The sequence below is a fragment of the Stappia sp. BW2 genome, assembly GCF_008107695.1.
Taxonomy (GTDB): domain Bacteria; phylum Pseudomonadota; class Alphaproteobacteria; order Rhizobiales; family Stappiaceae; genus Roseibium.
In genome coordinates this window covers 1,219,915-1,235,166 of the sequence record NZ_VIRG01000070.1, presented here as the reverse complement: position 1 = coordinate 1,235,166, position 15,252 = coordinate 1,219,915, and the positions used below count along the sequence as shown (strand labels likewise).

Below are 15,252 nucleotides of genomic sequence, written 5' to 3'. Positions count from 1 at the left end.
TTGGCTTCAGAGAACTGTTTGGGGAAACTAGAGGTCCTTGACGAGACCATCGGCGAGCGTGATTGCCCTGTCCATGCGGCCCGCCAGTTCCAGGTTGTGGGTCGCAAACAGCGTTGCAACGCCAGACGCCCGCACCAAAGCCTGCAACGCGTCGAACACGTAACCCGCTGTATTGGGGTCCAGGTTGCCCGTAGGCTCGTCCAGAAGGAGGATCCGCGGCGCATTCGCAACGGCACGTGCAACGGCAACCCGCTGCTGTTCCCCACCGGAAAGCTCGGACGGGCGGTGGCTGCCACGATCCCCAAGACGCATGTATTTCAGAAGTTCGTCCGCACGCTCTGCGGCCATCTTACGCGAAAGACCGCGGATCATTTGCGGCATCATCACGTTCTCCTGCGCGGTGAACTCCGGCAGCAGGTGATGGAACTGATAGACGAAACCGATGTCGTTGCGCCGGATGGCAGTACGATCGTCATCCGACAGATCGGAGCAATTGACCGGCCCCAGAAATACATCGCCCTCGTCCGGACGCTCCAGCAAGCCGGCGATATGCAACAGGGTTGACTTGCCGGTCCCGGATGGCGCCACCAGGGCAACCATCTCACCTGCCTCGATGCGCAACTCTGCACCATTCAATATATGAAGTTCGCGGCTCCCCTCTTCAAAACTGCGGGTAATACCCGACAGTTGGAGGGCGGCTGGTGCCAGTCCGGGTGTCTGGCTGGGGTCAACGGCCATGTTCATCTCCCGTCTCCCTATTCATATCTGAGGGCTTCGACGGGGTCGAGCCTTGCCGCCCGCCAGGCCGGATAGACTGTCGCCAGCAGCGACAGAACAAGCGCCATGATGAGCACAGTGGTCGTCTCGCCTGAATCGATTTCCGCAGGCAACTGGGACAGGAAATAAAGTGTCGGGTCGAAAAGTTCGGTTCTCGTCAGCCAGGAAACGAACTGACGGATAGATTCAATGTTGAGGCACACCAGAAGCCCCAGAAAGAACCCTGCGAACGTTCCGACGAACCCGATGCTGGCCCCGGTAATCAGGAAAATGCGCATGATCGACCCGCGCGTTGCACCCATGGTCCTCAGGATCGCAATGTCCTTGCCCTTGTCTTTCACCAGCATGATCATGCCGGAAATGATATTGAGCGCTGCCACCAGAACAATCAGCGTCAGGATGATGAACATCACATTGCGCTCGACTTCCAGTGCCGAAAAGAACGTCACATTGCGCTGGCGCCAATCGGTCACAAACGTCGGACGGTCCGCGGTTTCCTCGATCATGCTCTTCATGGCGCCGACCTTGTCCGGGTCCGCCACATAGACTTCGATACCGGTCGCCTTACCGTCCATGTTGAAATAGGCCTGCGCCTCTTCCAGCGGCATGAACAGGAAGGTCGCGTCATACTCGCTCATGCCGATTTCGAAGATGGCGGTGACCGGATAAGCCTTCAGCCGCGGTGTCACACCCATCGGGGTCACGCTGCCGCGCGGCGAGATGATCGTGACATTGTCACCGAGGGTGACCCCAAGTTGCTGCGCCATGCGCGAGCCGATCGCAATCCCTTCGCCTTTGTCGAAACCATCCAGCGAACCCAGGCGGACATTATTCGCGATCAGCGGCACCTGGCGCAGATCGCTTTCATGAAGACCGCGCACCAGCGCTCCGAAATTTCCCGCGGGCCCGGAGACCAGCGCCTGTCCTTCGACGAAGGGCATCGCGCTGATAACATCCGGCACGCCCTTGAGCCGGCCGGAGACGGCATCGTAGTCCGTCAGAGGCTGATCGATGGGCTGAACCAGCATATGCCCGTTGATCCCAAGGATCTTGCCGAGTAGTTCCGTGCGGAAACCGTTCATCACGGCCATCACGATAATCAGCGTCGCAACGCCAAGCATGATGCCGGCGAACGAAAAGCCTGCAATAACGGATATGAAGGTCTCGCGCCGCCTGGACCGCAGATAGCGACCTGCGATCATCCATTCAAATGCGGAAAAGGCACGTGTTGGAGCTGCCGGTTTGCGACCGTCGTCAATGTCCGCCGTCTCTACCGCTGTCATTGTCCATCCAGTTCAGCACAGCCCCAAAATTCAGCACAGCCGCCCACCGAAGCACTGCAGGCAGACCGACTGGCCGCAACTTCCGCTGCGACCGAATCCCCGCACAGAGGATCACCGGACTTGGTTAGTCCGTCAATGCCGCCGTCAGCTTGTTCAAGGTGGCTTCCGGAGAAAGCATTTCCTTTTCCCCAGTTGCCCGGTCCTTGACCTCCAGCAATCCGTCTTTCAGGCCGCGCGGTCCGGCAACGACCTGGAACGGCAAGCCGATCAGATCCATTGTCGCGAACTTGGCGCCTGCACGCGTGTCCGTGTCGTCGTAAAGAACCTCGATGCCGGCAGCTTCAAACTTGGCATAGAGATCTTCACACACCGGATCCGTCAGCTCGTCACCCGGCTTCAGGTTGACCAGCCCCACATGGAACGGTGCGACGGATTTCGGCCAGACGATTCCATTCTCGTCATGATTGGCTTCGATCAAGGCACCAAGAAGGCGCGACACACCCACCCCGTAAGAGCCCATGTGGACCGGCACTTCCGTGCCTTCTGCAGTCGCGACCTTGGCCCCCATAGCGTCGGAATATTTGGTGCCGAAGTAGAAGATATGGCCCACTTCGATACCGCGTGCCGAAACCCGGGTATCCTCAGGCAACGCGCCGAATGCGGCTTCGTCGTGCATTTCGTCCGTCGCCGCATAGGGAGACGTCCACTCGGTCACGATCGGCGTCAGATCTGAGAAGAAATCCGTGTCTTCCCCAGGCGTCGGCAGCTCCAGCAGCGACTTGTCGCAGAACACTTCGCTCTCGCCGGTGTCGGCCAGAATGATGAACTCATGACTCATGTCGCCACCAATGGGGCCTGTGTCGGCCTTCATCGGAATCGCCTTCAGCCCCATCCGGGCGAATGTGCGCAGGTAGGCGACAAACATCCGGTTATAGGCATGACGAGCCGATTCCTTGTCCAGATCGAACGAATAGGCATCCTTCATAAGGAACTCACGACCACGCATGACACCGAAGCGCGGGCGCACTTCGTCGCGGAACTTCCACTGAATGTGATAGAGGTTCAGCGGCAGGTCCTTGTAGGAACGCACGTACCCGCGGAAGATGTCGGTGATCATTTCTTCGTTGGTCGGCCCGAACAGCATGTCCCGCTCATGACGATCGGTGATGCGCAGCATTTCTTTGCCATAGGCATCGTAGCGACCACTTTCCCGCCACAGGTCCGCCGACTGGATGGTCGGCATCAGCAGTTGAATGGCCCCTGCCCTGGCCTGTTCTTCTTCCACGATCCGCTCGATCTTGCGCAGGACCTTCAACCCAAGCGGCAACCAGGAATAGATTCCGGCAGACTGCTGGCGAATCATGCCGGCACGCAGCATCAGCCGGTGGGACACGATTTCCGCTTCCTTGGGTGTTTCTTTCAAAATGGGCAGGAAGTAACGGGAAAGACGCATGAATGTTCTCTCAATCTAGGGCATCGCCTGTTTTGTGCGCAGTCAAAGCGCAAGCAGCCACCAAATACAAGTCCTTTGCGCAGGCAGGGCTGCCTTATACAGAAATGACGGCAAAAAAGCGCACGAACGCGGGCATTGGCTGCGATTTTCCGTCTAATTTTTAGACAGTTTTGGAACCAGCAACTTGGCCCAAATTACCGCCAAGGAAATAGGCAAGCAAAAAAAATAGCCTGTGCACGACAAATAGGTGACAAGACTGAATCTATCCGCTAGTTTCCCTTTCAATAAGAAAAAGATGCCTTGGCAGAAATGCCAAGAGGCTCAAGGACATCGCGGTCTGAGTCTTGGGAGGAAGGACCCTTAGGCGCACCTTCTGGGTTGCAGCCGCCCAGCCATACGGGAATACCGGATGGTAAGGGTACAGGGTCGAATTTAGACGCGGAACTTTTCAAAGGCAGAGCTTGGCTCTGCCTTTTTTCTTTGCAGCTACGCTGCCGGTTTTCTTTGCTCTGAACTTCGATACTCATAGAGCCCGGTTCGAGACATCCCGACAGCGCCTCGTCAGTCGGACGGGTGGCTATAGCTGCCTGCGGGCGGGTTCAGGAACGGGATATCGTCGAGCCCAAATCCTGAACTGCGCAAACCGAGATACCCGACAAAGACCACCGTCGTCACGACGGTGGTCAGGATGATGACCCGACTGAAATTGGGACGCTCCGGAGCGCTTGGCTCGGAGCCAGGAACAATCTCGCCTGCTTCCTCCTGCGTCCGGTGCAACCCGAAGGGCAGCATGGCGAACAGGAAAATCCACCAGAGTATGAAATAGATGGCCATGCCAAACGGGATCGACATGAATTAAGCCTCTTCCAGTTCGGTCAAGGTGCCGAGAAAGTCCTTGGGATGGAGAAACAGAACAGGCTTTCCGTGCGCACCGATCTTCGGTTCACCATCGCCAAGCACCCTGGCACCATCTGCCAGCAGCTTGTCGCGGGCGGCAATGATGTCATCAACCTCGTAGCAGACGTGATGAATGCCGCCGGAGGGGTTCTTTTCCAGAAACTTCGCAATGGGAGAATTCTCTCCGAGCGGTTCGAGCAGCTCGATCTTGGTGTTCGGCAGGTGGATAAACACCGTGCTGACGCCGTGATCCGGTTGCTCTTCCTTGGCTGAAACCTCAGCCCCGAGCGTATCCCGGTAAACTGCCGTTGCCGATTCGATATCCGAAACCGCAATGGCGACATGATTGAGCCGTCCGATCATTTGACAAACCTCCGCTGTCGGCGGCCACCCGGGCCGCCGAGATGACTATAGTTGGGTCACCATCACCTTGCAGAGCGTCTTTTTGCCCCAGACCTTCTGGATCTCGGATCGAGCTGCACGGCGCGCGGCCTCAGCAACCAGATCCTTGTCCTTGCGCCGACCCTTCGGGATGCTGGTGACAGCCCCCCTTACGGCCTTGATGACGATATCCTCCATCGGATCACCTTCATCATCGGTGTCCGGCAAGCCCAGAAGCGCCACGTTGGGGTCGTCCAGAAGATCCCCTGCCCGGTTGACCACCAGTGCAATCACGGCAGCGCCTGCGAACGACAGTTTACGCCGTTCTCTTACGCCGGTGACTTCCGGATCGTCCAGGATGTCGCCGTCTTTCACCAGAATGCCCGAAGGAGCCTCATCGATGATTGCGGCACGGCCCGCGCTCAGACGGATGATGTCCCCGTTCTTGCCGCGCACCACTTCAGGCACACCAAGGTCCTTTGCAAGCGCAGCGTGGGCCGCAAGATGCAACGGTTCACCATGAACGGGAAGCACGACTTTCGGCTGGAGCAACTTGTAAAGCTGCTCGAGTTCGCCTCTGCGTGGGTGACCGGACACATGCACGAGCGCGTCGCGGTCGGTGACAATGTTGACATCCTTGTCAGCAAGATTGTTCAGCACCTCAGCAACGGCTTTCTCGTTGCCGGGAATCGTGCGCGAGGAAAAGATGACCATATCGCCCTTTGACAACGCGATATTACGGTGCTCTCCGGCCGCGATCCTGGCAAGTGCGGCACGCGCCTCCCCCTGGGAGCCAGTGCACAGGAGCACCGTCTTTTCGCGGGGCAGATAGCCGTAAGCCTCTTCATCGTGGAACGACTTCAGCCCATCCAGATATCCCAGCTCGCCGGCAACCTCGATCACCCGATGCATCGAGCGGCCGACAATCACCATGTCGCGGTCGTTGGCAGCAGCTGCTTCCGCGATGGCGCGAATACGCGCCACGTTGGACGCAAATGTGGTGACGGCAATGCGCTTGCTGGCCTTGGCCATCACTTTCTTCAGCTCGACGGAAACATCGGCCTCGCTCGGGCTGACCCCTTCGCGGATAGCATTGGTGCTGTCGCAGACAAGCGCCATCACGCCTTCCCGCCCAAGCTCTGCAAGCCGATCGAGATCGATCGGAAGCCCGACGCCAGGCGTGCGGTCAATCTTCCAGTCGCCGGTATGCAGCACCATTCCGGCCGGTGTACGGATCGCCAGAGCACAAGGCTCGGGAATGGAGTGCGCCATCGCTACAAATTCGACATCGAATGGACCGATCTTGTGGCGCTCCCCCTGCTTGACAACCGTCACCGGCACTTCTTCAGCACCCGGCTCGCTTTCCGTCTTGGCGGCGAGCAGCCCGGCAGTGAAGGCCGTCGCATAGACCGGCACCTTCAGGTAAGGCCAAAGGTGCAGGATGCCACCGTAATGGTCCTCATGCGCATGGGTGATCACCATGCCGGCGATATTGTCGACTTCATCTTCCAGAAACTTGATATCCGGGACGACCACATCGATACCCGGGAGCTCCGGTCCGGCAAAACTCACGCCGCAATCGACGATGAGCCATGTCCGGTCGTCCTCCGGCCCGTAGCCGTACAGACCGAGGTTCATGCCGATTTCGCCAACCCCGCCCAATGGCAGAAACACGATATCGTTGTTGTTGTTCTTGTTCTTGGCCGAAGCCATGAATTACTCCTTTAAACGTCAGATCGGGCAACGGCCCGGCGCTCAGGCACCAGGCAGAAACACATCACCCGCATAAATCGTACGCTCGCCGCCACCGTCCTGCTTCAAGACCAGGTATCCGCGTGCGTCCAGATCGGCAAAAGTGCCGGTAATTTCTTCCTGGGCGGTTCGAACCGTTATGGTCTTGCCCAGATGCGCCGCCCGTTTCAGCCAGGCAAGGCGAATTTCATTGAACCCATCTGGTTGCTGCCAGCGGGACAGATTGTCCGCAACCGTCTCTGCCAGACAGTCGAGCAGCCGCTGAGCTGTAACCTGATAGCCCAGGCTCCTCAGATCTGTCGCCTGGTACAGAGACAACGGCGGGTGGGAAACACAATTCACACCGAAACCGAGGACAACCGCCTGGCGTCCATCCGCCAGTGTTTCAGCCTCCAGCAGTATGCCGGACAGCTTCGCCTCCTCAACAAGCAGATCGTTCGGCCACTTCAGACTTACCAGTTGCAGTGTACCGGCAGCTTTGTCAACGGCTTCAGCAAGCGCAACAGCGGCAGCAAGCGGCAATTCGCCAATCCGTTCGGCCGGTTTGGGGTCGATCAAAAGCAAACTTGCGAACAGATTGCCCTTCGGTGAGGACCAGTCACGTCCCCTTCGGCCACGCCCGGAGGTCTGTTCTTCTGCCCGGATCCACAATCTCCCGGCGTCGCCTTGCCGGGCACGGTCAAAACAGAGCGAATTAGTGGAACCCACAGTTTCGAGTTCCACAACGCGAAAGTCCGGCGCACCGGGCGCCGGACGTTCAGATCCATTCAGCATCATAAGGTCGGTCAGAAGAGCGACTGCGCAGCAGTGCTTGCCGCGCCGACGATCTGCCCTGGTGCCAGCCAGAAGAAGATCACGAACAGGCTCGACAGACCAAGAACAACGCGAAGCTCCATCGGCATGGCCTCGAAGGCTTCAGCCGGTTCATCGAAGAACATCACCTTGACGATACGCAGGTAATAATAGGCCCCGACAACAGACGCGACCACACCGATAATGGCCAGCGGGAACAGCCCCGCCTCGACTGCCGCGCTGAAGACATACCACTTGCCAAAGAAACCGACCAACGGTGGGATACCGGCGAGCGAGAACATCAAGAGGCCCAGCAGAATAGCCATCGGCAGATTGGTCTGAGACAGGCCGGCCAGATCGTTGATCTCTTCGACCATGCCATCCTTGCGGCGCATGGACAGGATGCAGGCAAAGACGCCAAGCGTCATGCCCATATAGGCGATCATGTAGAAGATCACGCCTTCTACACCCGTCTGGGTGCCGGCGGCCAGGCCGACCAGCGCGTAACCCATGTGACCAATGGACGAATAGGCCATCAGTCGCTTCAGGTTGTGCTGCCCAATAGCAGCAAAAGCACCAAGCACCATGGACGCAATCGACACGAACACGATGATCTGCTGCCAGTCACTCGTAACCGGCTGGAAGCCCTCGATCACGATGCGGACCAGCATGCCCATCGCAGCGACTTTGGGCGCAGCCGCCAGGAAGGCAGTGACTGGAGTTGGCGCACCTTCATAGACATCCGGCGTCCACATGTGGAACGGCACCACGGAAATCTTGAAGGCAATACCGGCAAGAATGAACGTCAGACCAATCACGAGACCGATAGACGCGCCGTCGTGCGCCAACGCTTCTGCAATGCCATCGAAAGCGATCTGACCGGTAAAGCCATAGACCAGTGACATGCCGTAGAGCAGCATGCCAGAGGACAACGCGCCGAGCACGAAATACTTCAGACCGGCTTCCGTCGAGCGAACGCTGTCACGGTTGATGGCGGCAACGACGTAGAGTGCGAGACTCTGCAGCTCCAGACCGAGATAAAGCGCGATCATGTCGTTGGCCGACAACATCAGCATCATGCCGAGCGTCGCCAGAACGATCAGGATCGGATATTCGAAATGGTCGAAGGACTGGCTCTTGGCATAGGCCCAGGACATGGCGATGGCAAAGAACGAACCCGCCAGCACTAGCAATTTGAGCAGGTAGGCGAAATCGTCCAGGATGAAGGAACCGCCGAAGGTTTCACCATAGGCCGGCACGAACAGAAGCACCAGGAAGGTGCCGCCGAGCAGGCCCATTGCTCCGCCGAAGACGGCGTAGCTGACACGCTTGCCGCCAAAGGCGCCGATCATCAGCAGCACCATGGCTCCGAGGGCCAGGATGATCTCCGGCAGAACCGGCTTGAGATCTGGCAATAGGGTCAATTCAGACATAGCTCTGTCTCGTCCTCGAAACCTAGTGGGCCACGGCGGCGGATGCTGCGTGCTGGACTATGCCAGCCGCGTCGAGCGCCGCGGTGTATTGATTGATGAGATTGTCGACTGCCCCCTGTGTCACATCCAGGATCGCCATCGGATAGAACCCGAAGAAGATGGTCAGGATGATCATGGGAACCAGGATGACCTTTTCCCGCAGGTTGAGGTCGAGGATCGACTTGAGGCTTTCCTTTTCCAGCGCGCCGAAAACGACACGGCGGTACAGGAAAAGCGCATAGGCGGCAGACAGGATAACACCCGTGGTCGCAAAGAACGCCACCCAGGTATTGACCTGGAACGCCCCCATCAGCGTCAGGATTTCACCAACGAATCCGGATGTTCCCGGAAGACCGACGTTGGCCATGGTGAAGATCAGGAACGCGACCGCATACTTGGGCATCCGGTTCACCAGACCGCCATAGGCCGTGATGTCACGCGTGTGCATCCGGTCATAGATGACGCCCACACAAAGGAACAGCGCACCGGAGACAATGCCGTGGGAAAGCATCTGGAAGATACCACCCTGCACGCCCTGCTCTGTCATCGTGAAGATGCCCATGGTGACGTAGCCCATGTGAGCAACCGATGAATAGGCGATCAGTTTCTTGATGTCCTCCTGGGCGAGTGCCACGAGAGACGTGTAGATGATAGCCACCACAGACAGGGTGAACACGAAGGGCGCAAACATGTCGGAGGCAAGCGGGAACATCGGCAGCGAGAAGCGCAGCAAGCCGTAACCGCCAAGCTTCAGAAGCACGCCCGCCAGAATGACGGACCCGGCAGTCGGCGCTTCCACGTGCGCGTCCGGCAACCAGGTATGCACCGGCCACATCGGCATCTTCACGGCAAAGCTCGCGAAGAAAGCCAGCCAGAGCCAAGTCTGCATTCCACCCGGGAACTGATGCACCAGCAACTCTTCAATGTTGGTGGTGCCGGCGTTCCAGTACATTGCCATGATGGCGATCAGCATCAGAACGGAGCCGAGCAGCGTATAGAGGAAGAACTTGTAGGACGCGTAGACTCTGCGTGGACCGCCCCACACACCGATGATCAGGAACATCGGAATAAGGCCGGCTTCGAAGAAGACGTAGAACACGACCAGATCCATCGCGCAGAAGACGCCGATCATCAGCGTTTCCAGAACGAGGAACGCGATCATGTATTCCTTTACCCGCTTCTGTACGCTGTCCCAGGAGGCCAGGATGCAGAACGGCATCAGGAAGGTGGTCAGGATCACGAAGAGGACGGAAATACCGTCAACGCCCATGCGGTAGCTGATGTTGCTACCCAGCCATTCGCGGTGCTCCAGGAACTGGAAACCGGAGTTCTCGTAGTCAAAATTGCCCCAGATGAACAGTGACAGAAGAAAGGTCACCGAGGTGGTCACCAGAGCGACCATACGGATGTTCTTCTTGCTGCCCTCGTCATTTCCCGGAACCAGGAGAATGAAGAGCACGCCCAGCAGCGGCAAGAACGTCGTGAGTGACAGAATTGGCCAGTCAATCATTAGTGTGCACCCCCGCCGGTGCCCGCACCGGTGAACATCGACCAGGTGATAAGCGCAGCCACACCGATCAGCATCGCAAATGCATAGTGATAGAGATATCCGGTCTGCAGTCTGACGACCCAGTCGGTCAGGTTCTGGACACGGGCGGCAACACCGTTCGGGCCGTAACCGTCGATCACGGTTCCATCGCCCTTCTTCCAGAGGACCCGGCCGAGCCACATGGCAGGACGGACAAAGATGAAGTTATAGAGCTCGTCGAAGTACCACTTGTTGAGCAGGAACTGATAGAGGCCGGAATGGCGCTCCGCCAGCTGCTTCGGCATCTCCGGAGAGCGGACATAGAACTGGTAGGCAACCAGGAAGCCCAGAACCATCATCACGAACGGCGAGACCGTCACCCAGCCGGGTACGTCATGCATGGCATGCAACACGTGGTTGGTTTCACCTGTGAACAGCGCGCCCTTCCAGAACTCCGCATAGCCCTCGCCATAGAACGAACCGTAGAAGACCATGCCGGCAAGTGCGGCGCCGATGGACAGGATGAACAGCGGCACGGTCATCACCAGCGGCGATTCATGCACGTGTTTCATGACATCGACAGAAGCACGCGGCTTGCCGTGGAAGGTCATGAAGGTCAAACGCCAGGAGTAGAACGACGTCAGTGCAGCAGCGATCACGGTCATCCAGAAGCCGTAAAGCGCCATCGGATTGGCGTGTTCGCCCGTGGAGCCTGCAAAGGCCGCCTCGATGATCGCATCCTTGGAAATGAAGCCTGCGAAACCGATATGGGTGAACGGAATACCGACACCCGTCAGAGCGAGCGTGCCGATCATCATCGTCCAGTAGGTAATCGGAATATGCTTCCGCAACCCGCCCATCTTGCGCATGTCCTGCTCGTCGGAAACGGAGTGAATGACCGAACCGGCGCATAGGAACAGGAGTGCCTTGAAGAAGGCGTGCGTGAACAGGTGGAAGATACCGATTGAGTAAGCCCCTACCCCAAGCGCGACGAACATGTAGCCGAGCTGAGAACAGGTCGAATAGGCAATCACGCGCTTGATGTCGTTCTGCACCAGACCGATGGTCGCGGCGAAGAAGGCCGTCGTTGCACCGAAGAACACGATCACTGTCAGCGCTGTGTGAGAGAGTTCCATCAACGGCGACAGGCGCGCCACCATGAAGACACCCGCAGTCACCATGGTTGCCGCGTGGATAAGCGCCGACACCGGCGTCGGGCCTTCCATGGCGTCCGGCAGCCAGGTGTGCAGCAGGAACTGAGCCGACTTGCCCATGGCGCCCATGAAGAGCAGCAGGCAGACGACCGTCATCGCGGCATGCGGATCAAGATGATAACCGAGGAACGTCATCACCTCGCCGTGCTCCTGAATGAAGGACGGCGCATCGTTGAAGATGGTCGTGAAATCGATGCTCTGGAACAGGTAGAAAACGCCGAAAATGCCGAGCGCAAATCCGAAGTCACCAACGCGGTTGACGACAAATGCCTTCATCGCGGCCGCGTTTGCAGATGGCTTCTGGTACCAGAAGCCGATCAGGAGGTATGAGGCAAGGCCCACACCTTCCCAGCCGAAGAACATCTGCAGCAGGTTATCGGCTGTTACCAGCGACAGCATCGCGAACGTAAACAGCGACAGATAGGCAAAGAAACGCGGCCGATGCGGGTCGTGATGCATATAGCCAATCGAATAGACGTGCACCACCGCGGAGACCGTGGTCACCACGATCAGCATCACGGCAGTCAATGTATCGACCCGGATGGACCAGGATACCTTCAGGTCACCGGCATTGATCCAGCGGAACAGATCAACGACCTGCAATTCGGAGCCGCCGAGCCAGAACCCGAAGAAGGTGATCCAGGACAGCAGTGCTGCAACAATCAGCAGACCACTGGTAATATATTCACTGGCCTTGGCTCCGATAGCGCGGCCAAAAAGACCGGCGATCAGGAAGCCGATCAGCGGCAGGAACAGGATTGCGGAATACATCAGCTCCTACCCTTTCATCACGTTGACGTCTTCCACGGCGATGGAGCCGCGGTTCCGGTGGAAGACCACCAGGATCGCAAGGCCGATGGCGGCCTCTGCGGCAGCCACGGTAAGAACCAGCATGGTGAAGATCTGGCCCATCATGTCGCCGAGGAACGACGAGAAGGCGACAAAGTTGATGTTCACCGACAGCAAAAGCAATTCGATAGACATCAAGATAACAATCACGTTTTTCCTGTTCAGGAAGATCCCGAAGATCCCGATTGTGAACAGGATCGCCGCGACCGACAGATAGTGCGACAGACCGATTTCCATGGGCGCCTCGCCGTGCTCCCCTCGTTTACCCAAACCGGAAACAGCACGGAGGAGCGTGCCGGTTCCCGGACTTTCTCGAAAACGCAACGTGGTTGCGTCAGATACCCTTGCCCGTTTCCACCTTGCGGACCTCGATAGAGGTTTCGCGATTGCGCGCAACCTGGTCCGGAATGCTTTGACGTTTGACATTTGGCTTGTGGCGCAGGGTCAGGACAATTGCCCCGATCATGGCCACCAGAAGAACCAGGCCAGCGACCTGGAAGAAGTAGATGTACTTGGTGTAGAGCACCGATCCGATTGCCTGGATGTTGCTCACCTCGCTCAGCGCGGGCATTGGTTCGGCCCCATGGCCGAGAACGCCCGGTGCGATGACCCAGGCACCGAGGCCCATCAGCAGCTCGACCAGCAGAATCACACCGACCAGAGTGCCGATAGGCAGATACTGCAGGAAGCCCTGTCGTAATTCGACAAAGTCCACATCCAGCATCATGACGACGAACAGGAACAGCACCGCTACCGCGCCGACATAGACGACCACCAGCAGAAGGGCCAGGTATTCGGCACCCAGCAGAATGAAAAGACCTGCGGAATTCACAAACGCCAGGATCAGGAACAGAACCGACGTCACCGGATTGCGCGACGCGATCACCATGAATGCTGACGCCAGTGTGACGCCGGCAAACAGGTAGAAAAAGAGGGCTTTCAGGATCATTTCGAAGACCTGCCTGTCGTGTGGCCTTGCGGCCGGAAGTGCTGTGCCCGACCGGATTGCCGGGCTAGAATCCATTGGTGTGTATGCTCCTAACGGTAAGGAGCATCCATTTCAATGTTGCGGGCAATTTCGCGTTCCCAACGGTCGCCGTTCGCAAGCAGCTTTTCCTTGTCGTAGTAAAGCTCTTCACGGGTTTCCGCAGCGAATTCGAAATTGGGGCCCTCGACGATCGCATCCACCGGGCAGGCTTCCTGACAGAAGCCGCAATAGATGCACTTGACCATGTCGATGTCGTAACGCGTGGTGCGGCGCGTGCCATCGTTGCGGCGCGGACCGGCCTCGATGGTGATCGCCTGTGCCGGGCAAATCGCTTCGCACAGTTTGCAGGCGATGCAGCGCTCTTCGCCGTTCGGATAACGGCGCAGAGCATGTTCCCCACGGAAACGCGGGCTCACCGGGCCCTTTTCAAACGGATAATTGACCGTTGGTTTCGGCTTGAAGAAGTAGCGCATCGCCAGAACGAAGGCAGACACGAACTCCTGCAGAAACAGCGATTTGACGGCTTGACTAAGTCCCATCGCTTTTAGCCTCTCTTTCCTCAACCAGCCAGTTGACTGGCGGCCCAATAGCCGATGATCGGGAAACCGAACACCGGAACTCCAAAAACCAGTGCGCCCAGGAGCGCCTTGTGTCTGGCTGCGACACCACCGTCGCCGCCAGCTTGTCTGTTCTTCGTCTCAGCCGCCTGAAGCATACCCTTCAGGATCTTCCAATCGAGCCAGCCGACATAAAGTCCGACGGCGGCGCCGATCGCACCGGCGAGCGAGATGGTCACGCTGAGCCCGGTGCCCAGCCCATGATCATCAAGACTGCGGCAACGACCACGACCATGGCAAGCGACAGCGGCAGGAACACTTTCCAGCCCAGGCGCATCAGTTGGTCATAGCGGTAGCGCGGGACCATCGCCTTCACCATGGCGAACATGAAGAAGCCAAGGAGACACTTCAGAAGGAACCAGACGATGCCCGGAACCCAGGTGAAGGGTGCGAAGTCGAACGGCGGCAGCCATCCCCCCATGAAGAAGATGCTCATCAGGGCGCACATCAGGCAGATGGCGACATATTCTCCGAGCATGAACATCATGTACGGGGTCGAGCCGTATTCCACCATGAAGCCGGCAACCAGTTCCGATTCCGCTTCCGCAAGATCAAATGGCGGACGGTTGGTTTCAGCCAGCGCGGAGATGAAGAACACCACGAACATCGGGAACAGCGGCAACCAGTACCAGTTCAGAAACGACAGCCACGGCACGCCGAGCATGTTGGCAAGACCGGTTTGCTGAGCGTGTACGATCCCGGACAGGTTCAACGTTCCGGCGCACAGAAGCACGGTTACGATGACGAACCCGATGGAAACTTCATAGGAAACCATCTGCGCGGCGGAACGCAGCGCCGACAGGAACGGGTACTTGGAGTTGGATGCCCAACCACCGATAATGACACCGTAGACTTCCAGCGATGACACCGCGAAGACAAAGAGAACGCCGAGGTTGATGTTGGCGATCACCCAACCGTCCGCCACCGGGATAACAGCCCAGGCTGCAAGAGCCAGAAGCACGGACACCAGTGGCGCCAGCAGGAACAGCACCTTGTTGGAACCGGACGGGATCACCGGCTCTTTCAGAACGAACTTCAAGAGGTCGGCGAAACTCTGCAGCAAGCCCCATGGGCCAACCACGTTCGGACCACGGCGGATCTGGACGGCAGCCCAGATCTTGCGGTCTGCGTAAAGCACATAGGCGACAATCACCAGAAGCACGACCATCAGCAGAATGCTCTGGAACGCCATCCAGAGGAACGGCCAACCGTAGGTCGTCATGAACTCAGACATATCGGTCCCCTACCC

General features: G+C 58.0%; 15 protein-coding genes. All 15 read right to left on the bottom strand.

Annotation, left to right across the window (positions count from 1 at the left end):
* Window positions 1–27 precede the first annotated feature (27 nt).
* The 15 genes from FMN63_RS24690 to nuoH all read right to left on the bottom strand — a co-directional run bounded on the left by FMN63_RS24690 (window position 28) and on the right by nuoH (window position 15,237).
* Entirely contained in the window at window positions 28–744 is a 717-nt protein-coding gene (locus FMN63_RS24690) for an ABC transporter ATP-binding protein (protein ID WP_148586745.1), read from the bottom strand.
* Between the two features lie 11 nt (window positions 745–755).
* Window positions 756–2,060 carry a lipoprotein-releasing ABC transporter permease subunit gene (locus tag FMN63_RS24685; RefSeq protein ID WP_148586744.1) on the bottom strand — a complete coding sequence of 435 codons (1,305 nt, stop codon included), beginning with the start codon at window positions 2,058–2,060 and terminating at the stop codon, window positions 756–758.
* A gap of 124 nt (window positions 2,061–2,184) precedes the next feature.
* Window positions 2,185–3,513 (bottom strand): proline--tRNA ligase, encoded by a 1,329-nt coding sequence (gene proS / locus FMN63_RS24680; RefSeq protein ID WP_148586743.1) that lies wholly within the window; start codon window positions 3,511–3,513, stop codon window positions 2,185–2,187.
* Between the two features lie 561 nt (window positions 3,514–4,074).
* Window positions 4,075–4,365: a DUF1467 family protein gene (locus FMN63_RS24675; RefSeq protein WP_148586742.1), complete on the bottom strand. Its 291-nt coding sequence runs from the start codon at window positions 4,363–4,365 to the stop codon at window positions 4,075–4,077.
* 3 nt (window positions 4,366–4,368) lie between these two features.
* A complete protein-coding gene (gene mce, locus FMN63_RS24670; protein WP_148586741.1) occupies window positions 4,369–4,773 on the bottom strand; it encodes a methylmalonyl-CoA epimerase in 405 nt (134 codons plus the stop codon).
* Between the two features lie 45 nt (window positions 4,774–4,818).
* On the bottom strand, window positions 4,819–6,504 hold the full coding sequence (locus FMN63_RS24665; protein ID WP_148586740.1) for a ribonuclease J: 1,686 nt from the start codon (window positions 6,502–6,504) through the stop codon (window positions 4,819–4,821).
* A 42-nt stretch (window positions 6,505–6,546) separates the two neighbouring features.
* Complete coding sequence (locus tag FMN63_RS24660) at window positions 6,547–7,317, bottom strand: biotin--[acetyl-CoA-carboxylase] ligase (RefSeq protein WP_148586739.1); 771 nt, start codon at window positions 7,315–7,317, stop codon at window positions 6,547–6,549.
* Window positions 7,318–7,328: 11 nt separating this feature from the next.
* Window positions 7,329–8,768 carry an NADH-quinone oxidoreductase subunit NuoN gene (gene nuoN, locus FMN63_RS24655; protein ID WP_148586738.1) on the bottom strand — a complete coding sequence of 480 codons (1,440 nt, stop codon included), beginning with the start codon at window positions 8,766–8,768 and terminating at the stop codon, window positions 7,329–7,331.
* Window positions 8,769–8,790: 22 nt separating this feature from the next.
* Window positions 8,791–10,317, bottom strand: a complete 1,527-nt coding sequence (locus FMN63_RS24650; RefSeq protein ID WP_148586737.1) for an NADH-quinone oxidoreductase subunit M — start codon at window positions 10,315–10,317, stop codon at window positions 8,791–8,793.
* Window positions 10,317–12,320, bottom strand: coding sequence for an NADH-quinone oxidoreductase subunit L (gene nuoL / locus FMN63_RS24645; RefSeq protein ID WP_148586736.1), 2,004 nt, complete (start codon window positions 12,318–12,320; stop codon window positions 10,317–10,319). The genes FMN63_RS24650 and nuoL overlap by 1 nt, the downstream gene beginning before the upstream one ends.
* 6 nt (window positions 12,321–12,326) lie before the next feature.
* Complete coding sequence (nuoK, locus tag FMN63_RS24640) at window positions 12,327–12,635, bottom strand: NADH-quinone oxidoreductase subunit NuoK (RefSeq protein ID WP_006934707.1); 309 nt, start codon at window positions 12,633–12,635, stop codon at window positions 12,327–12,329.
* A 97-nt stretch (window positions 12,636–12,732) separates the two neighbouring features.
* Window positions 12,733–13,347, bottom strand: a complete 615-nt coding sequence (locus FMN63_RS24635; protein ID WP_148587343.1) for an NADH-quinone oxidoreductase subunit J — start codon at window positions 13,345–13,347, stop codon at window positions 12,733–12,735.
* A gap of 89 nt (window positions 13,348–13,436) precedes the next feature.
* Window positions 13,437–13,925 carry an NADH-quinone oxidoreductase subunit NuoI gene (nuoI, locus tag FMN63_RS24630; protein WP_148586735.1) on the bottom strand — a complete coding sequence of 163 codons (489 nt, stop codon included), beginning with the start codon at window positions 13,923–13,925 and terminating at the stop codon, window positions 13,437–13,439.
* Window positions 13,926–13,945: 20 nt separating this feature from the next.
* A complete protein-coding gene (locus tag FMN63_RS24625; RefSeq protein WP_006934710.1) occupies window positions 13,946–14,182 on the bottom strand; it encodes a hypothetical protein in 237 nt (78 codons plus the stop codon).
* Window positions 14,179–15,237, bottom strand: a complete 1,059-nt coding sequence (gene nuoH, locus FMN63_RS24620; protein WP_148586734.1) for an NADH-quinone oxidoreductase subunit NuoH — start codon at window positions 15,235–15,237, stop codon at window positions 14,179–14,181. The genes FMN63_RS24625 and nuoH overlap by 4 nt, the downstream gene beginning before the upstream one ends.
* Between the last annotated feature and the right edge of the window lie 15 nt (window positions 15,238–15,252).